The sequence below is a fragment of the Bordetella genomosp. 8 genome, from assembly GCF_002119685.1.
Classification (GTDB): domain Bacteria; phylum Pseudomonadota; class Gammaproteobacteria; order Burkholderiales; family Burkholderiaceae_B; genus Bordetella_C.
In genome coordinates, this window is sequence record NZ_CP021108.1 from 523,511 (window position 1) to 540,731 (window position 17,221).

General features: G+C 65.8%; 14 protein-coding genes. 9 read left to right on the forward strand and 5 right to left on the reverse strand.

Features of this window, described 5'->3' with window-relative positions; all coding sequences use genetic code 11:
* Positions 1-2 precede the first annotated feature (2 nt).
* Together CAL12_RS02385 and CAL12_RS02390 are read right to left on the reverse strand one after the other, a co-directional pair.
* Positions 3-1,073 carry an ABC transporter substrate-binding protein gene (locus CAL12_RS02385; protein ID WP_086063018.1) on the reverse strand — a complete coding sequence of 357 codons (1,071 nt, stop codon included), beginning with the start codon at positions 1,071-1,073 and terminating at the stop codon, positions 3-5.
* 67 nt (positions 1,074-1,140) lie between these two features.
* A complete protein-coding gene (locus tag CAL12_RS02390; RefSeq protein ID WP_420042748.1) occupies positions 1,141-2,634 on the reverse strand; it encodes an aldehyde dehydrogenase in 1,494 nt (497 codons plus the stop codon).
* A 126-nt stretch (positions 2,635-2,760) separates the two neighbouring features.
* Here CAL12_RS02390 and CAL12_RS02395 point away from each other — a divergent pair, with 126 nt between their 5' ends.
* From CAL12_RS02395 to CAL12_RS02405, 3 genes are all read left to right on the forward strand, one after another.
* Entirely contained in the window at positions 2,761-3,681 is a 921-nt protein-coding gene (locus tag CAL12_RS02395) for a LysR substrate-binding domain-containing protein (RefSeq protein WP_086063020.1), read from the forward strand.
* Positions 3,682-3,764: 83 nt separating this feature from the next.
* A complete protein-coding gene (locus CAL12_RS02400) occupies positions 3,765-4,484 on the forward strand; it encodes a cupin domain-containing protein (RefSeq protein ID WP_198298358.1) in 720 nt (239 codons plus the stop codon).
* A 145-nt stretch (positions 4,485-4,629) separates the two neighbouring features.
* A complete protein-coding gene (locus tag CAL12_RS02405) occupies positions 4,630-5,883 on the forward strand; it encodes an MFS transporter (protein ID WP_232464676.1) in 1,254 nt (417 codons plus the stop codon).
* 107 nt (positions 5,884-5,990) lie between these two features.
* Here the strand turns inward: CAL12_RS02405 and CAL12_RS02410 are convergent, their stop codons facing one another.
* Positions 5,991-7,619 carry an ABC transporter substrate-binding protein gene (locus CAL12_RS02410; RefSeq protein WP_086063022.1) on the reverse strand — a complete coding sequence of 543 codons (1,629 nt, stop codon included), beginning with the start codon at positions 7,617-7,619 and terminating at the stop codon, positions 5,991-5,993.
* Positions 7,620-8,062: 443 nt separating this feature from the next.
* Between CAL12_RS02410 and CAL12_RS02415 the strand changes: the two genes are divergently transcribed.
* The 6 genes from CAL12_RS02415 (at position 8,063) to CAL12_RS02440 (ending at position 15,437) form a co-directional block, all read left to right on the forward strand.
* Positions 8,063-10,414 (forward strand): amidase family protein, encoded by a 2,352-nt coding sequence (locus tag CAL12_RS02415; RefSeq protein ID WP_157792865.1) that lies wholly within the window; start codon positions 8,063-8,065, stop codon positions 10,412-10,414.
* 49 nt (positions 10,415-10,463) lie between these two features.
* On the forward strand, positions 10,464-11,495 hold the full coding sequence (locus tag CAL12_RS02420) for an ABC transporter ATP-binding protein (RefSeq protein WP_198298455.1): 1,032 nt from the start codon (positions 10,464-10,466) through the stop codon (positions 11,493-11,495).
* Complete coding sequence (locus tag CAL12_RS02425; protein ID WP_086063025.1) at positions 11,492-12,469, forward strand: ABC transporter ATP-binding protein; 978 nt, start codon at positions 11,492-11,494, stop codon at positions 12,467-12,469. The genes CAL12_RS02420 and CAL12_RS02425 overlap by 4 nt, the downstream gene beginning before the upstream one ends.
* A gap of 45 nt (positions 12,470-12,514) precedes the next feature.
* Positions 12,515-13,468: an ABC transporter permease gene (locus CAL12_RS02430; protein WP_086063026.1), complete on the forward strand. Its 954-nt coding sequence runs from the start codon at positions 12,515-12,517 to the stop codon at positions 13,466-13,468.
* Positions 13,465-14,367: an ABC transporter permease gene (locus CAL12_RS02435; RefSeq protein WP_086063027.1), complete on the forward strand. Its 903-nt coding sequence runs from the start codon at positions 13,465-13,467 to the stop codon at positions 14,365-14,367. Before CAL12_RS02430 ends, CAL12_RS02435 begins: the two co-directional genes overlap by 4 nt.
* Before the next feature lie 170 nt (positions 14,368-14,537).
* Complete coding sequence (locus tag CAL12_RS02440) at positions 14,538-15,437, forward strand: GGDEF domain-containing protein (RefSeq protein ID WP_086063028.1); 900 nt, start codon at positions 14,538-14,540, stop codon at positions 15,435-15,437.
* A gap of 3 nt (positions 15,438-15,440) precedes the next feature.
* On the opposite strand, the gene CAL12_RS02445 is transcribed toward CAL12_RS02440, so the two are convergent.
* Positions 15,441-16,214 carry an IclR family transcriptional regulator gene (locus tag CAL12_RS02445; RefSeq protein ID WP_086063029.1) on the reverse strand — a complete coding sequence of 258 codons (774 nt, stop codon included), beginning with the start codon at positions 16,212-16,214 and terminating at the stop codon, positions 15,441-15,443.
* A 96-nt stretch (positions 16,215-16,310) separates the two neighbouring features.
* Positions 16,311-17,063 carry a M48 family metalloprotease gene (locus CAL12_RS02450; protein WP_420042782.1) on the reverse strand — a complete coding sequence of 251 codons (753 nt, stop codon included), beginning with the start codon at positions 17,061-17,063 and terminating at the stop codon, positions 16,311-16,313.
* Between the last annotated feature and the right edge of the window lie 158 nt (positions 17,064-17,221).

Sequence of the window (17,221 nt, forward strand, 5' to 3'; positions counted from 1 at the left end):
ATCTAGACCAGCAGCCACTCGGTGAAGCGGCGTTGAAGCTTGTCGTAGTTCTCGCCCCACCAGGCATCGTTGATGATGATGGCGTCCGGCGATTTCATGTCGGGCATGCGGGCGCGCGCCTGCGCGCCCACCATGTCCGACGCGCCCGCGGCGTTGGGCGCGAACTCCACCAGTTCGCAGAAGGCCGCCTGGCGTTCCGGCCGCAGGCAGAACGCCACATAGCGCATGGCATTCTGGATATTCTTGCCGCCCTTGGGCACGGCAAGGTATTCCAGGCTATTGAGCGTCTGGCGCATGGACATGGCCACCGACGATCCGGCCCGCTGTGCGGGCAGGACGCGGCTCAGGTACGAATAGGAAAAGTCGATTTCGTTGCTGGTCAGCAAGGTGACCGTTTCCGGCGTGGTTTCTATCCACTTGCGCACGGCCGGCTTGATGCGGTCCATTGCCTTGAAGGCGCGTTCCACGTCCAGGGGATAGAGCTGGGCCGGCGGCACGCCGTCGGCCAGCAGCGCCATTTCCAGGTTCTCGCTGACCCGCGAACGCAGGCCGCGCCGGCCAGGGTAGCGTTTCAGGTCCCAGAAGTCCGCGAAGGTCTCCGGATGCTTGCCGTCGGGAAACTTCTTGGGGTCGTAGGCGATGCCCCCGGCGTAGGAGTAGGAGCCGACGTAATCCTTGCCAGCCGGCTGCAGCAGCTTGCTGGTATCGACGATGCCGGTATCGATGGGCGTCCAGAGCCCCTGGCGCGAGCCCGCCATGATCTGCGGGCCTATGCTGTCGAACACGTCCCAGGACACGTTGCCGCTGTCGACCTGCACCTTCATCCGCGTCAGGTCCGCGCTATTGACCAGCGTGACCGGAATGCCGCTTTCCTTGGCGAACGGTTCAGCGAATGCCTGCCGGACCGCGGCTTCATACGACCCGCCCCAGCAGGTCACGCTGATCCCGCGCGCCTGGGCGCGCAGGGGCATGGCCGTGCCCAGCGCGGCCATGCCGGCCATTGCCGCCCCGGCCTTCAATACGGATCGGCGCGACAGGCCGCGAGCCTGGCCTTGCTTGTCATGCTTGTTCATTGCTACCCCCTTGGTTCCGTTCACTGGCGGCCGGCGAGGCCTGTTGCGGATGACGGCGATGCGAGGATCAGGATGCGATCCAGACCGACTTCCAATCCATGTATTTATCGAAGGCATGCAGCGACTTGTCGCGCCCGAAGCCGGATTGCTTGAAGCCGCCGAACGGTGCCGACATATTGCCACGGTCAAAACAGTTGACCCAGACGACGCCGGCGCGCAAGGTCTGCGCCGCGCGATGCGCGCGTCCCACATCGCCGGTCCAGACCGCGGCCGCGAGGCCGTAGATCGTGTCGTTGGCGACGCGCATGGCTTCATCGAAGCCGTCGACGGTAATGGCGGCCAGCACCGGGCCGAAGATTTCTTCCCGCGCGATCCGCATGTCGTTGCGCACGTCGCCGAATACGGTCGGTTCGATGAACCATCCGCCGCTGTCCGTGCGCGCCGGCTTGCCGCCCAGCACCACGCTGGCGCCGTCCGCGCGTCCGGCGTCGATATAGGACATCACCCGTTCATGCTGCGCCTGGCTGACGATGGCGCCCATGCGGGTGGCGGGATCGAGTGGATCGCCCGGGACGAGTTCACGGCCGACCGCGGCGATTTTCTCCAGCAGGGCGTCACGGATGGGCGCCTCGACGATCAGGCGCGAGCCCGCGTTGCAGACCTGCCCGCTGTTGTTGAAGATGCCCAGCGCCACGGCGCGCGCGGCGGCGTCCAGGTCCGGGCAGTCCGCCAGCACGATGTGCGGACTCTTGCCGCCGCATTCCAGGCCGATCCGCTTGATATTGGACTGGCCGGAATACTGCATGAACAGCTTGCCGACCTCCGTGGAGCCGGTGAAGCCGACGGCATCGACGTCCATGTGCAGGCCCAGCGCGCGTCCGGCCGTCTCGCCCAGGCCGGGCAGCACGTTGAGCACGCCTGCCGGCAGGCCGGCTTCCATCGCCAGGCTGGCGATGCGGATGGCCGTCAGCGGGGATTGCTCGGCGGGTTTCAGGATGACCGAATTGCCGGCCGCCAGGGCCGGCCCCAGTTTCCACGACGCCATGGACAAGGGGTAGTTCCATGGCACGACCGCGGCGACCACGCCCAGCGGCTCGCGCACGATCATCGTGGTCATATTGGGCATGGCGGGTGCCATCTCGCCATACAGCTTGTCGATGGCCTCGGCGTACCACTGGATGCAGGTGGCGGCGCTGACGATGTCGCCGTTATAGGCGTTGGCGATGGGCTTGCCGACGTCCAGCGATTCCAGCAGCGCGAGTTCTTCGCGGTGCAACATCATCAATTCGGCCAGCTTCAGCAGGACCTGCTTGCGCTCGGCCGGCGCGCGGCGCGACCACACGCCCGATTCGAAGGCGCGGCGGGCATTGGCCACCGCGACGTCGACATCCTCGGTGTCGCAGGCGGCGATCTGCGCGATGACGCGGCCCGTTGCCGGGTTGAACGTCGGGAAGGTCTTGCCTGACAGGGCGGGACGGTATTCGCCGTCGATGAATGCACGCCATTCGGGCTCGCACCTGGCCGCGCGAGCCGTCCATTCTGCTTTGCCGGGGATGTTCAAGTCGGTTCCTCCGTGAGCGTCGCGCGGCGGGCGACAGGTATGCATTGCAGTTTAGGGATCGGAACTCATAATATCCAATACAGGTTTGGCAGCTTCATCCTTCCAAATAGTTATGGGTTAGCGATCATGTTGAACGTGCGTCACCTGGAAATCTTCCGTGCCGTGGTGCAGACGGGTTCTGTTTCCGCCGCCGGCCGCATGCTGTATATCTCGCAGCCGGCCGTGACGAAAACCCTGCGCCTGCTGGAAGGCGAGCTCGGGCTCACACTGTTCCAGCGGGTGAAGGGCAGGCTGGTATGCACGCCGGAGGCCGATGCCTTGATGCCGGAGGTCGAACGCCTGTTCGGCAGCGTCGAATCGGTGCGGCAGGCGGCGCTGGAGATCCGGCAGGGGGTGCGCGGGCGCATCACCGTGGCGTCCGTGTCCGCGCTGTCGATGTCGGTGGTGGCGCAGGCAGTCAATGCATTCCACCAGCTGCATCCGCAGGTACAGTTCGATGTCCGCGCCCTGCCGACGCGGCACGTGGTGGAGTACGTGGGAACCAGCCAGGTCGACATGGGCATCATCGACGTGCCCACGCCGGTCGCCACGCTGGAGGTGGAGGAAATCTGCAAGAGCGAGGTCGTGTGCGTACTGCATAGGGATCATCCCTTGGCGCGGTACGCCCGGCTGACGCCGGAACACCTGGCCGATTGGCCCATCATCACCTTCGCGGACGATACGTTCACCGGATTCCGCCTGCGCGAGGCCTTCCGCGAGCGCGGCGTGCCCTACGACACGGCCCTGGTCTCCAACAGTACCGGGACGCTGTGCGCGATGGTCCAGGCGTTGAACGCAGTGGCGCTGGTCGACCACTTCATCCTGATGACGTCCGCGTTCCCGCACCTGGTGATGCGCCGCTTTTCGCCGCGCATCGATATGCAGCCCCGGTTTCTGTTTTCGCCGATGCGGCCGCGCTCGGCGATCGTGGCGCAGTTCGCCGACGCCATACGCACGGCGGCACGGACGGCGGTGCGGCGACTGTCGCGTCCGGGTAAACAGGCCTGACCTGGCATACACTATTGACTGTCTATCAAGTCGCTTTACAGCCTCGTCTTCGAATGCGCGCGGGGCGCACTGGGGGAATCGAATTGGACAATAAAAAAACCATGGTGAAACTGCGCGGCGGCGGCAACAAGCTGGCCGCCGGCACCCGGCAGGCGGTGGGCAGGGCCCGGCGGCCCGCCGTCACCAAACCTTCGGCCAAGGCGCGTGCGCGTGCGGAAGCTGCCGACGCGGCGCAGGAACCGATGCGGATCGGCGCCAAGCTGAAGCACGCCCGGCTCCTCCAGGGCTATACCTTGAAGGAGCTTGCCGATATCGTCGAGTGCTCCGAAAGCATGTTGTCCAAGCTCGAGAACGACAAGCTGGCGTCTTCCATCGGCTTCCTGCATCGGCTGGCCAGCGCGCTCGGCACGAGCATCGCCGCCCTGTACTCGGAAGAAGACAATTTCTCCGGTCCGGTGCATGTCTTCCATGCCAACCGCAAGGCGCGCAGTGTCGCCGACCCGGATTCGCTGGACCAGGGCGTACGTTTCGAACGCATCGTGCCCATCGACCGCAATGGCTTGCTGCAGGCGCTGGTGCACAGCATTCCGCCCGGCGCGCGCAGCGGTGGCGCGGTCAGCCATGCCGGCGAGGAGCTCGGCTACATCATCGAAGGCGAAGTCGAGGTCACCGTCGACGGCAAGAGCTATGTGGTCCGGCAGGGCGACCTGATTTTCTTTCCGTCGTCGCTGCCGCACGGCTACCACAACAAGGGCGACAAGGTCGCCCGCATGCTCAAGGTGAACACGCCGCCGTCGCTTTGACGCGCCGTGGCCCCCGGTATCGGTATAAACTTGACGCTCTATAAAGTCCCTTGATTGACCGCGCCCCGGGAGCGGGCGCCGGCAGGGACGCGAACCCTATTGTTCGTGCAGAGCATCAGGGTCCCGATACTGACAGGAGCCTTGATTGTCGACCAAGCCTGATGCCGCAGCCGCGGGCAATGCGGATGAAGCGCCCGCGGGGACGGTACCCTGGCGGGAAAACTATGTTCCCTACGCCATCTCGCGCGTGTTGTCCGCCATGGCGTTCCAGGGCATCGGCATCGCGCTGGGCTGGCTGGTGTACGACCAGACACACAGCGCCTTCTACCTGGGCCTGATCGGGCTGTGCCAGTTCCTGCCCATGGTCGTACTGACCCTGGTGGTGGGCCAGGTGGCCGACCGCTACGATCGTCGGCGCATCGCCCTGATCGCGCAGTCGGTGAAGGCAGTCGTGGCGATCGTGCTGACCTGGGCCATCTGGTCCGGCGCGCTGAGCGTGCCCATGATCTTCGTTTCGGTCGTGGTGCTGGGCGCGGCGCAGTCCTTCGAGCAGCCCACCATGCAGTCGCTGGTGCCCAGCATCGTGCCGCCTTCGGCATTGCAGCAGGCCCTGTCGGTGACCACGGCGCTGTTCCAGACCGCGACCATCATCGGGCCCGCGTTGGGCGGCGTTGCCTATGGGTTCAATCCACTCGCGCCCTTCCTGCTGTCGTCGGTGATGTTCGTGGTGGCGGGCATTTGCGTGATGTCGATCAAGACGGTGCGCGGCGGCTACAACCGCGGACCCGTCACGCTGAAGTCCGCCTTCGCCGGCGTGTCCTTCATCTTCGCCCGTCCCGTCATGCTGGGCGTGATCTCGCTGGACCTGTTCGCGGTGCTGCTGGGCGGGACGACCGCGCTGTTGCCGATCTTCGCGCGCGACATCCTGGACGCGGGGCCCTGGGCCTTGGGCTTGCTGCGTTCGTCATCCGCCATCGGGGCGGTGCTGATGTCCCTGTACGTCGCCCGTGTGCCGCTGAAGACGGGGATAGGGATGAAGATGCTGCTGGCGGTGGGGGTGTTCGGACTGGCGACCATCGTGTTCGCGCTGTCGACCAACATCACGGTATCCATCCTGGCATTGGCGGTACTCGGCGCGGCGGACACGATCAGCATGGTGGTGCGCATCACCCTGGTGCAATTGCTGACCCCGGACGAAATGCGTGGACGGGTCAATGCCGTCAACTCGCTGTTCGTGGGCACCTCGAACCAATTGGGCGAGTTCTATTCGGGCACGCTGGCGGGCTTTGTCGGCCCTGTTTCGGCCGGCGTGATCGGCGGCGTCAGCACCATCGTGGTGGTGTTGCTCTGGATGCGGCTTTTCCCCGATCTTCGCAAGGTCAAGACGCTGGCGGGGTAAGGCGCGGCCGGCTAGGCGCGGCCGGCTAGGCGCGGCCGGCCAGGCGCGGCCGGCTAGGCGCGGCCGGCATGCCGTACTGGTGGCGGACGGGCCATGCCGGCCGCGGGCTATGACGCGACCGTGATCTGCGTGAAATCCTGGTACCAGCTCTCGGCCTGCACGAAGCCCTTCACCTTCGGGCTCAAGGCGCGCGGATTCAGGTCATGCACCGCGAATATATTGGGTGCGTCGTCCACCACCTGCGCATGCGCGGCGGCGAGCTTGGCGTCCTGGTCCGCCTGGTTGAAAGCGGACAGCGCCTCGGTCAGCAGCTGGTCGACCTTGGCGCTGCTGTAGCGCCCCCAGTTGCCGGTGCCGCCGCCGTCGCGGCTGAAGCAGTTGGTGTAGAACTGGGTCGGGTCGCCGAAGGGCTGGCCATGGCAGATGACGTCGTAGTGCGCGGCGCCGTTCACGCCCGGCACCTGGCGCATGGCGGTCAGCACCGACCCCCAGTCCGCCACGACCAGGTCCACCTTGACGTTGAGTTCCGCCAGGCTCTGCTGCATGAACTGCCCCATGGGCAGCGGCACCATGTTGCCGGATCCGGCCGTCGGGATCAGCGTCTTCAGGGTGACCGGCTTCTTGCCGGGACCGTAGCCGGCTTCCGCCAGCAGGGCCTTGGCCTTGTCGGGATCGTAGCCATAGACCTGCGTCGGCTTGCCGAACAGTTTGTAGTCCTGGTCGTACAGGCCGATGGCCGGCGTCGCGGTGCCGTTGAGCAGGCCCACCATGCTCTCGCGGTCCAGTCCGTAGTTCAGCGCCCGTCGCACGCGTACGTCGGTCAGGGGGCCGGCATCGGCGCAGTTGAGCACGAAGGACCACAGGTGCAGGTAGGGTTTGGTGATCACGTTGAAACCCGCGCTCTTCAGTGCCGGGATCGAATCGGGGTCCGGAAATTCGATCCAGTCCACCTGGCCCGAACGCAGCGCGGCGACGCGGGTATTCGAATCCGCGATCGGCATCAGCACCAGGCGGTCAAGCCGGGAAACGTGCTTCGGATCCCAATAGGCGCGGTTGGGCGTCAGCTCGATGGCGACGTGCGGCGTCACCTTTACCACCTTGAACGGCCCCGTACCGGAGGGATTCGAGCGGAATGCCAACCAGTCCTTGCCCAGTTTTTCGTACTGGCGCGGGCTGACGATGAACAGGCGCGACAGGTGATAGGGCAGCAGGCTGAACACCGTCTTCGTGCGGATGGCGAACTGCGTATCCGAGACTTTTTCATAGCCTGCGATGATGGCGGCATAGGCGCCCGCATAGGTCGGCGCCAGCTTGTCGTAGTGCGGCGCATCGCGCTTGAGCTGGCGGTCGAAGTTCCACACCACGTCGTCCACGCTCAGCGGCGAGCCGTCGTGGAAGGCGACACCCTGCCGGATCGTGAAGATCCAGCGCTTGTTGTCCCCCGGATCGATGTGCCATTCGGTGGCCAGCCCGGGAATCAGGTCGGGCGGCGTCTTCGTGTTCGCGAAATCCCACAGGACCAGCGCATCGAAGATCGGATAACCGGCGAAGCGGCCGCCTTCGCTGCCGTTGTCCGGCATGCCGTTGGTCAGCGGCACGTCGGTGGTGGTCATCGCGATGCGCAGGGCGCCACCGCCCGCGCTTTGCGCGTACAGGTCGCGTTGTCTGCCCGCGGCGAGCAGCGCGGTGCCGGCGCCGGCGAGCTTGAGCGCATTGCGGCGTGTCATCGTTGCCATGTATTTCTCCCTTGACCAGGACCCAGGCTGCCTGGAGTCATGCTTTTGTGAAGGCTTCCCTTGCAGGCCGGCGATCCAGGCGTACTGGCGCTTCGTCAAGGTACTTGATTAATAATTAAGGAAGGCAAACAGCGCAAGGGGTATTCGCCCTAGGCCTGCATGCATGGGCCGCACGCACAAGGCCGGTGCGCACGCAGTCGTGCATGGTGCATGGCGCGCACCATCGTGTGTATCCCTTGAAAAAGCCCTGAAAACCGCGCGCCGACGGAGCAATCGGCACAAGGGAAAACACTCCGGAAAGTGACTTGACAGATCATCAAGTCGTGCGACAGCATAGGTGCACCGGCCGGTCATCGCGCGCCGCCGGGCGATCCCGATCCGCAAAGGATGGAATGTTGATGGTCTGTTCAGCGGCCCCGAGCGCCGCGGCGAGGATAGAGACGATGAACGATATGCATGTCAACGCAAGCCCCGCCGCGAGCGGCGCGCAAGGGAAAGGACAGCAGGCCTTCCGGCTGGAAGAGGCGACGATCGATGAGCTCCATGCGGCGATCAAGCGCGGCGAGATCACGGTGGTGCAGGTGGTGCAGCGCTACATCGACCGTTGCCGGGCCTTCAATGGCGTGTCCAGCATGCTGGTGACCGAGGACGGCAAGCCGGTGCCCGAAGCGCCCGGCACGGTCCGCGCCGGCGCGCCGTTGAAGTTTCCGACGCGGACCGTCGCGGTCGGCGATTATGTGCCCGACTACGACAGGTACAAGGGCGTGCCGCTGGAGTTCGGGCGCATGGAGCCGACCGCTTCCGATCCCACGGTCATGCAGCAGTACGGCATGATCGTCGGCATTCCGAACGCGGGACAGGTCAATGCGCTGTCGACCTTGAACATACGCGGCGAGCGTTCGACGGTATGCAAGGGCGATTTCGACAGGCATCCCTCGCTGGGACCGCTTCCGCCCGAGGCGCCGCCGATGTGCGAGTACTTCCGCCATCTACCCGACGCGCTGGAGCGTGCCGCCGAACTGGACGCAAAGTACGGATCCAATCCGGACCTGGAGCAGATGCCCATGTACGGCGTGGTCTTCTCATTCAAGGACCCCTTCGATACCAAGGATATGCATTCCATGGGCGGCGCGGATGCGGCCTACGATATCGACGTGCCGGCGCGCGACCATATCCTGGTGGAGCAGCTGCGCAAGAAGGGGGCGATCATCTTCGCCAAGTCGGTCAGCACGGAATACAACGGCCGTGCCGGCGATCCGGGCGGCCGCCACGTGCCGGACAAGGTCCTGGTATCGACGCTGGGCTACCAGCGCACCACCTGGGGCGGCAATCCGTCCAACCCCTACGACACGACGCGCTCGGCGTCGCTGGGATCCAGTTCGGGATCGGCCCTGTCGGTGAGCGCAAACTTGTGCATGATCGGGCTGGGCGAGGAGACCCGCGCGTCCACGCGTGGGCCCGCCAACCACAATTCCGTGGCCTTGATCCTGCCGCACAAGGCGCTGATCGGCTTCGACGGCGGCGCGATAGGCGCGGATATCCATAACGACCGCACGGGCATCCATGCGCGCAGGATAGGCGATGCCGCCAAGGTGCTGGACGCCCTGAAGGATCCGGAGGAAGGCTACTACGACCCGCGCGATCCCTTCACCACCGTGCCGCGCTCATCGGCCTTGAGCACGCCTTACGCCAGCCATGTCTACAAGTCCCGGTCGCTGAAGGGAAAGCGCATCGGCATCATCCGGGAATCCATGTTCTGTCCGCCGGGCGATGTGGCCGCCCGCCCGATCACGACCGCGGTCGCGCGTGAAATCAAGCAAGTCCTGGGCAGACAGCTGGGCGCGACGCTGGTGGAATCGTCGCATCCCAACTGGACGCGGGATCCTGAAGTCGAGCTGATGAAGGTGGACTTCACCAAGGCGCTGGCGCGCCTGATTCCGGTTTTCATGCCCGATATTTTGTATCGGCTGACCCCGGCCGGCGAGCCGGTGTTTCCGGACTTCGCCGCCGCCATCAAGCGCACCGAATTCCAGCCGGGCAAGTTTTTCGGCACGGGGACCATGAATCCCATCGACTACATGGTGGAAATGGCGGAAGGGCGCATCGCGCCGCCCGCCAACCTGGACATCATCACGGTGCAGCACCAAGCCGACAGCATGGCTTTCCGGTACCACATACCGCAGTATCTGACGCGTCGTGCGGAGGACTGGAAAAAACTGGGTTTCAGCGAAACCGTGGTCGACTTCGCGACCCTGAACGCGCGGTCCAAGTTCTGGGGCGACGATCAGCGCGCCGCCTTCAAGAACTGGGAAGAGGTCGTCGACATGCGCAACCCGCTGGACGAGCGGCAGGGCGTAAACGAACGCCTGATGCTGCGCGAACTGTTGCGGCGCGTCGACATGATGGTGATCCTGGAAAACCACCTGGATGGCCTGGTACGGCTGCATACGCCGTATCCGCCCGGCAAGATAGGCGGCGCCCCGTACCCCGGCGTGTCGGGTACGCCGCGCAACGAATCGGCCTACGGCCCGAACGCGGGGCTGAGCGAGATCCTGATCCCGGCCGGCTATGTCGACGAGGTATACGACTACACCTTCGAGCTGAGCGCCGACGGCAAGCGCTACGTGCCTCAGCCCGCGACGACGCCGACGCCCGTGCCGCCGCCTGGCATGCCTTTTTCGCTGGTCTTTCGCGCCGAGCCGGGCAAGGAGGACGTCATCCTCGACATCGCATCGGCGTATGAGGCCGCGTCCGCGCGGCGCGTCATGCCGCCGTCCTTCGGTCCCTTGCCCTAGCGGCGCGATCGATAGCCTTTATCCCACACGGAGGCTCGGCATGGCCAGGGTGGATCGGGAACCGGAACGCGGCGGGCCGGCGCAACCGCTGCTGATCGTCAAGGGGCTGATGAAGCACTTCCCGGTCGGCTCGGTATTCGCCGGCGGGCGCAAGCTGGTGCGCGCCGTCGATGGCATGGACCTGAGCGTGCGCAAGCAGGAGACCCTGGGCATCGTGGGCGAATCCGGTTGCGGCAAGTCGACGTTCTCGCGGCTGATCATGTCGCTGATGGCGCCGACTGCCGGTGAAATCATCTTCGACGGCGATCCGGTGGGAGGATACCGGGGCATCAGCCTGAAGGACTATCGGCGGCAGGTGCAGATGGTGTTCCAGGACAGCTATTCGTCGCTGAACCCCAGGCTGACCATCGAAGAGTCCATCGCCTATGGGCCCGTGGTACACGGCCTGCCGCGCCGCGAAGCGCGCGAGCGCGCGCGCGACCTGCTGGCCGCCGTCGGGCTGGCGCCGCGGCAGTATGCGCGGCGATTCCCGCATGAACTGTCGGGTGGCCAGCGGCAGCGCGTGAACATCGCGCGCGCGCTGGCGCTGCGGCCGCGCCTGGTCATCCTGGACGAACCGGTATCGGCGCTGGACAAGTCGGTCGAGGCCCAGGTGCTGAATCTGCTGATGGACCTGAAAGAGCAGTTCAGCCTGACCTACGTCTTCATCAGCCACGACTTGAACGTCGTGCAGCATGTGGCCGATCGCGTGCTGGTCATGTATCTCGGCAAGGTGGTGGAGATCGGCCCGTCCGAGCCGATCTTCGCGGCGCCGGCGCATCCCTATACCCAGGCGCTGATGGACAGCCGGCCATCGATGGACCCGGCGCGCCGCCGCACGGAACCGCCGCTCAAGGGCGATCCGCCCAATCCCATCGATCCGCCATCCGGCTGCCGCTTCCATACGCGCTGCGCGATCGCCCGCGAGCTGTGCGCGTCGACGGCGCCGGCGCTGCGGGACATCGGCGACACGCGCGAGGCGGCATGCCATGCCGTGATGCCCGATAGCGGCTTCCTGCAAAGCCCCGAGGCCATCCCATGACGCGCCAGGCCCTGATACGCGCCCGCGGCTTGCACGTGGCCTTCGTTTCGCGCGACGGGACGGTGGCGGCCGTCAACGGCATCGACCTGGACCTGACCGAGGGCCAGGTGCTGTGCGTGCTCGGCGAAAGCGGTTCGGGCAAGTCCGTGACCTTGCGGGCGTTGATGCGGCTGAATCCGCCGGCGAAGACTGTCATGCGCGGCGAATTGACCGTGGCGGGGCACGACATGATGGCGCTGCCCGATGCCAGGTTGCCCGACCTGCGTGGCAAGGTCGTGTCGATGATCTTCCAGGAGCCCATGACGGCGCTGGATCCGGTATTCACGATCGGCCACCAGATCGTCGAAACCATCGTCCGCCATGAGGGCGTATCCAGGACGGCAGCGCGCCAGCGCGCGCTGGACCTGCTGGACCTGGTGCAGATCCCGTCCGCCAGGATGCGCCTGGACGCCTATCCGCACGAACTTTCCGGTGGCCTGCGGCAGCGCGCCATGATCGCCATGGCGATCTCATGCCGTCCCAGGCTGTTGCTGGCCGACGAGCCCACCACCGCCCTGGATGCCACCGTGCAGATACAGGTGCTGCTGCTCCTGCGCCGCCTGCAGGAGGAGCTGGGCATGGGCGTCGTATTCGTCACGCACGACCTGGGCGTGGCCGGCGAAATCGCCGATCGCGTCGCGGTCATGTATGCCGGACGCATCGTCGAGCAGGGCAGTGTCTCGTCGCTGTTGACCGACCCCTTGCATCCCTACACCCAGGGCTTGCTGGGCGCGACCGTGCAGCCGGGCAACCGTGGCGCGCGCCTGGCCACCATCCCCGGCGCGCCGCCCGACCTGCGCATGCCCTTGTCCGGCTGCGCCTTCGCGCCGCGCTGCCCACGCGCCGAGGAGGCGTGCCGCGTGGCCGTTCCCCAGTTCCACCATCCATCGCCCGGCCGCGCCGTGCGCTGCATCAAGGCCATGGAGACGGTGTAGCGCCGCGGCGCATCATGCCCGACCATCGCCAGAGGAAGACGACCGATGCTTTTCTATATCGCACGCCGCATTCTCTACATGATCCCGATCGCGCTGGCGGTGAGCCTGGTCTGCTTCCTGCTCATACACCTGGCGCCGGGCGATCCCATCGCGGCCATGGTGCCGCCGGACACCCCGCCCGATGTCGTCGCCCAGGTGCGCAGCGACTACGGGCTGGATCGCTCGCTGCCCGTGCAGTTCGGTCTGTGGCTGGAACACGTGTCGCATGGGGACCTGGGCATGTCCATCACACGGGGCAGGCCCATCCTGCCGGACCTGATCGTGGCCAGCGGCAATACCCTGATTCTGGCGGTCACGGCCGGCGTGCTGGGTTTCGTGCTGGGCTGCGTGCTGGGCGGGATCGCGGGAATCTATCGCGGAACGTGGCTGGATCGCATGCTGCTGGGCACGGCCGTGGCCGGCGTATCGGTGCCGCACTACTGGCTGGGGATGGTGCTGGTGATCATCTTTTCGGTGACCTTGCACGTTCTGCCGGCGATGGGCGCGGGGCCGGGTACGTCGACCGTCTGGGCATGGGATTGGGCGCACATCCAGTTCCTGATCCTGCCGGCGCTGACGCTGTGCGTCATCCCGGCCGGCCTGGTCACGCGCACCGTGCGCGGGCTGGTCAGCGACATCATGAGCCAGGACTACATCACGACACTGCGCGGCAAGGGCTTGCGCTGGACCGGCATCGCCAGGCATGTGCTGCTGAACGCGGCGCCGACGGTGATCGCCGTCATGGGCTTGCAGCTGGCCAACCTGATGGGCGGATCCATCCTGGTCGAGACCGTCTTCGCGTGGCCCGGGACCGGCTCCATGCTGAACGACGCGATATTCCAGCGCGACTTCCCGACGTTGCAGGCGGCCACGCTGGTATTGGCGCTGTTCTTCGTTGTGCTCAATCTGGCAGTCGACCTGGTCCAGACTGTCATCGACCCGAGGATCAGCCGCACATGATGGTGATTCCGAAAGACGCGGAGCTGCCTGCGCCGGAACAGGGGCAGGCGTGGCAGGTGCCCGACAGCTACTGGCGTGGCGTCGGCCGGCGCCTGCTGCGGGACAGGACGACGCTGGTCTGCGGCGTCATCCTGTTCGCGATCTTCCTGGTGCTCGTGCTGGCTCCCTGGATCGCGCCTTACGAACCCAATGCGGGCCGGGCGCTGCTGCGCCTGAAGCCGATAGGCTATGCCGGGCATCTGCTGGGCACCGACGAACTGGGCCGCGACATGCTTACCCGGCTGATGTACGGCGGCCGCTATTCATGGCTGATCGGCATTTCTCCCGTCCTGATGGCTTTCGTGATCGGCGGCACCATCGGCGTGGTGGCGGGCTACGCGGGCGGCAGGGTCAATATGGCCGTCATGCGCGTCACCGACGTGTTCTATGCCTTCCCGTCGGTCCTGCTGGCGGTGTCGGTCAGCGGGATGATAGGCGCCGGCGTGCTGAACGTGATCCTGTCGCTGACCTTCGTCTTCATTCCGCCCATCATCCGCGTGGCGGAGAGCGTCACGACCGGCGTGCGCAGCCTGGAACACGTGCAGGCGGCACGCAGCACGGGGGCGGGGCCGTGGTCCATCGTGTTCACGCACGTCATGCCCAATGTGCTGGGGCCGGTCTTCGTGTATGCCACCGGCCTGGTGGGCTTGTCGATGATCGTCGCGTCGGGGTTGTCCTTCCTGGGGCTGGGCGTGAAACCCCCCGATCCGGAATGGGGGCTGATGTTGAGCAGCCTGCGCACCGCCATCTACAACCAGCCGTGGATCGCGACTCTCCCCGGCGCCTGCATCTTTATTACCAGCATGTGTTTCAACTTCGTCAGCGACGGCCTGCGCACCGCCATGGACGTGCGCGCCTGAGCACGCCGCGCCCGGTGGCACGCCGCCTTCGCCGCGGGCGCGGGCGGCGTTACACGTTGTGGCAGCCGGAATGCCGGCCAGCCGGTCTATGATTGCACAGGCGCAGCCTGGGGCCGATAGAGCAGCAGGAAGGAAGGCGCGCCTGGGGACTCCCGAGCAATCGACGATCCATGGACCTGATTTCTGAGACGCTGGCGCGGATGTACGACGCCACGCCGGTGCTGGTGGCGGCCTACGACGCGCAGGATCGCCTGCGCTACGCCAATGCGGCCTTTCGCGCCGCGTTCTTCATCGCGGAGGGCGAATGCCCGACCTGGGCGGAGCTGATGCGGCGCAATCACGCGGCGGGGCGCGGCACGGTCATACGCAACCCTGACTTCGAAAGCTGGCTGGTGTCCACGCAGGGGCGCCGCGGAAAGGTAGGATTCCGCGCTTTCGAAACCGACGTCGTCGACGGCCGCTGGCTGTGGATGACGGAAACGGTACAGAACGACGGCTGGATGCTGTGCATCGCCACCGATATCACCTCGCTGCGCGCCGGCGACCGCGCGGTGCGGCAGGACCGCGACGTGGCCATCAAGGCATCGCTGACCGACGAACTCACAGGCGTGTCCAACCGGCGTTTCCTGATGATGCGGTTGCGCGAGGCGCTCGAGGCCGGCGACGGCATCCTGGGCACCCTGTGCCTGCTGGACCTGGACAACTTCAAATACGTCAACGACGCCTACGGCCATGACATGGGTGACCGGGTCCTGAAGGACTTCGCATCCTGCATACAGTCACACCTGCGCCGCGCCGACTGTTTCAGCCGGATCGGCGGCGAAGAGTTCGCGCTGCTGCTGCCGGCCACGCAATCCGATGAGGCCATGCTGATCGTGGAGCGGATGCTGGCAATCGTTCGGCGTGCGAGGCCGCTGGCGGAGCGTCCGGAATTCAGCTACAGCTTTTCGGCGGGCATCGCGGAGCTGCGGCCGGGCGACGAGACCGGCGCGGTCGTCGGACGTGCGGACAAGGCGCTATACGCAGCCAAAATGGCGGGACGCAACCGCATACACCTGGAAGCCGCCTAGGCGCTACGACCAGCCCAGCCGGCGTGCCAGCTCGCTGGCGGCGGTGCGCAGCAAGGCAAGATGCTCCCGCTGCTTTTTTTCGTCGTAGCGGAAGTGCGGCACCGTCACCATCAGGTTGCCCCGCACCTGTCCGCCCCGGTCGAACAAGGGCACGGCGATGCCATGCATGTCGGGTGCGCGTTCGGCGTAGCTGGTCGCGTAGCCCTGTTCGCGTATGCGTTGCAGGGTCTGGCGCAGTTCGGGCACATCCAGTGGCCGGCCGTTCAGCGGGGACGTCGCGGCCTGGGCGATCGCCTGCTCGATCTCCTGGGGTTCCATGAAGGCCAGGACGGAGCGTCCCGCCGCGCCCCAGGTCAGCGGCTGCAACTGGTTGAGCGGGACGGTGTAGCGCAGCGGGTGCGACGGCCACGCGATATCCGACATGAAGATCCCCAGCTCCTGGCGCGACAGCAGCACCAGCATCGCCGTCTCGTCGGTTGCGTCGCGCAGCCCCTGCAACAGGGGCGCCGCCAGGCGGTTGATCGGCATTTCGGCGCTGAGCCTGCCGGCGACGCGATAAAGCTCGATCCCTGGCGTGTACAGGCCTTCCGCATCCTGGTCGACGAAGCCCAGCGGCCGGCACAGCTTCAGCAGCCGGTGGACGCTGGCGCGCGGCAGGTCGAGTTCGCGCGCCAGCTCGTTCAGGGGCCACCTGTCCCTGGCCGCGAACGCGACCAGGATGCGCAGCACGCGGTTGACCGTTCCCGTGTCGGCCGGAGAGGCTAGCTTGGAGACCATGTTGTGGTTGTCGCTGTAATGGCGCGTGGAAGGATAACACCGTGCTCGTTGTCCCGCGACGCGGCCCCGACCTGGCGCAACATCGTCCCCGCGCCGCTACTTGTTGGACGCGATGCGCTCTTCGATATGCTGCGCGCGCTTGGTGGAGGCGGGATGCGAGCTCATCATGTCGCTCTTGCCGCCGTCCAGCTTGGCCAGTTTCTGGAAAGCGGTGACCAGGCCCTGCACGTTCAGCTTGCGCGCCTTGAGCTGGTCGTACGAATAATCGTCCGCGGCGCTTTCCTGCGATTGGGAGAATTGCGCATTGATGAACTTCTCGGTCAGGTCGCCCAGCTGCGAGGCGCTCAAGGCCGCCACGGCGGAACCGCTGGCCGCGCCCGCCGCGTCGCGCGCGGCGGATACGGTATAGGCCGTCTGCATGGCTTTCTTGCTGTGGCCCAGCGCGACGTGGCCCATCTCGTGGCCGATGACGCCAAGGAGCTCGTCGTCGCTCATCATATCCATCAGGCCGCTGTAGACGCGTATGCAGCCGTTCGCCATGGCCCACGCGTTCACATCATTGGTCAGGTAGACCTTGTAGTTGGCCGGCTGGCCGTTGATATTGTTGCCCAGCTGCTTGCCGAGCTTCTGCAGCCGTGCGTCGTATTTGCTTCCCGGGGCGGCGATCTTGGATTGCTGGTCGCTTTCCTTGCACGCCTTGTCGGAAAGGGTCTTGATGTCGGCGTCGCTGAGCGTGGCCGCCTGCAGCATCTTGTTGCCCGCGCCGAGGGCGCCGCCGATATCGAAGGCGTGGGCGGTGCCCGCGCAAGCCAGCACGGCCGCGACGACCGCTGCCCGGTTCAAATACATACGCATTGCTGCTCCTCTGGTCTGGGCCCCATGGGGCGGAGCGCAGATTCTAAGGAGCGACGTTGACGGCGCCATGCAAGAATCAACACAATATTCATAAATAATATATGTGTTTACATATGGACAGCTTGGGAATTGTGGGCGTCCTCGTGGGTCTT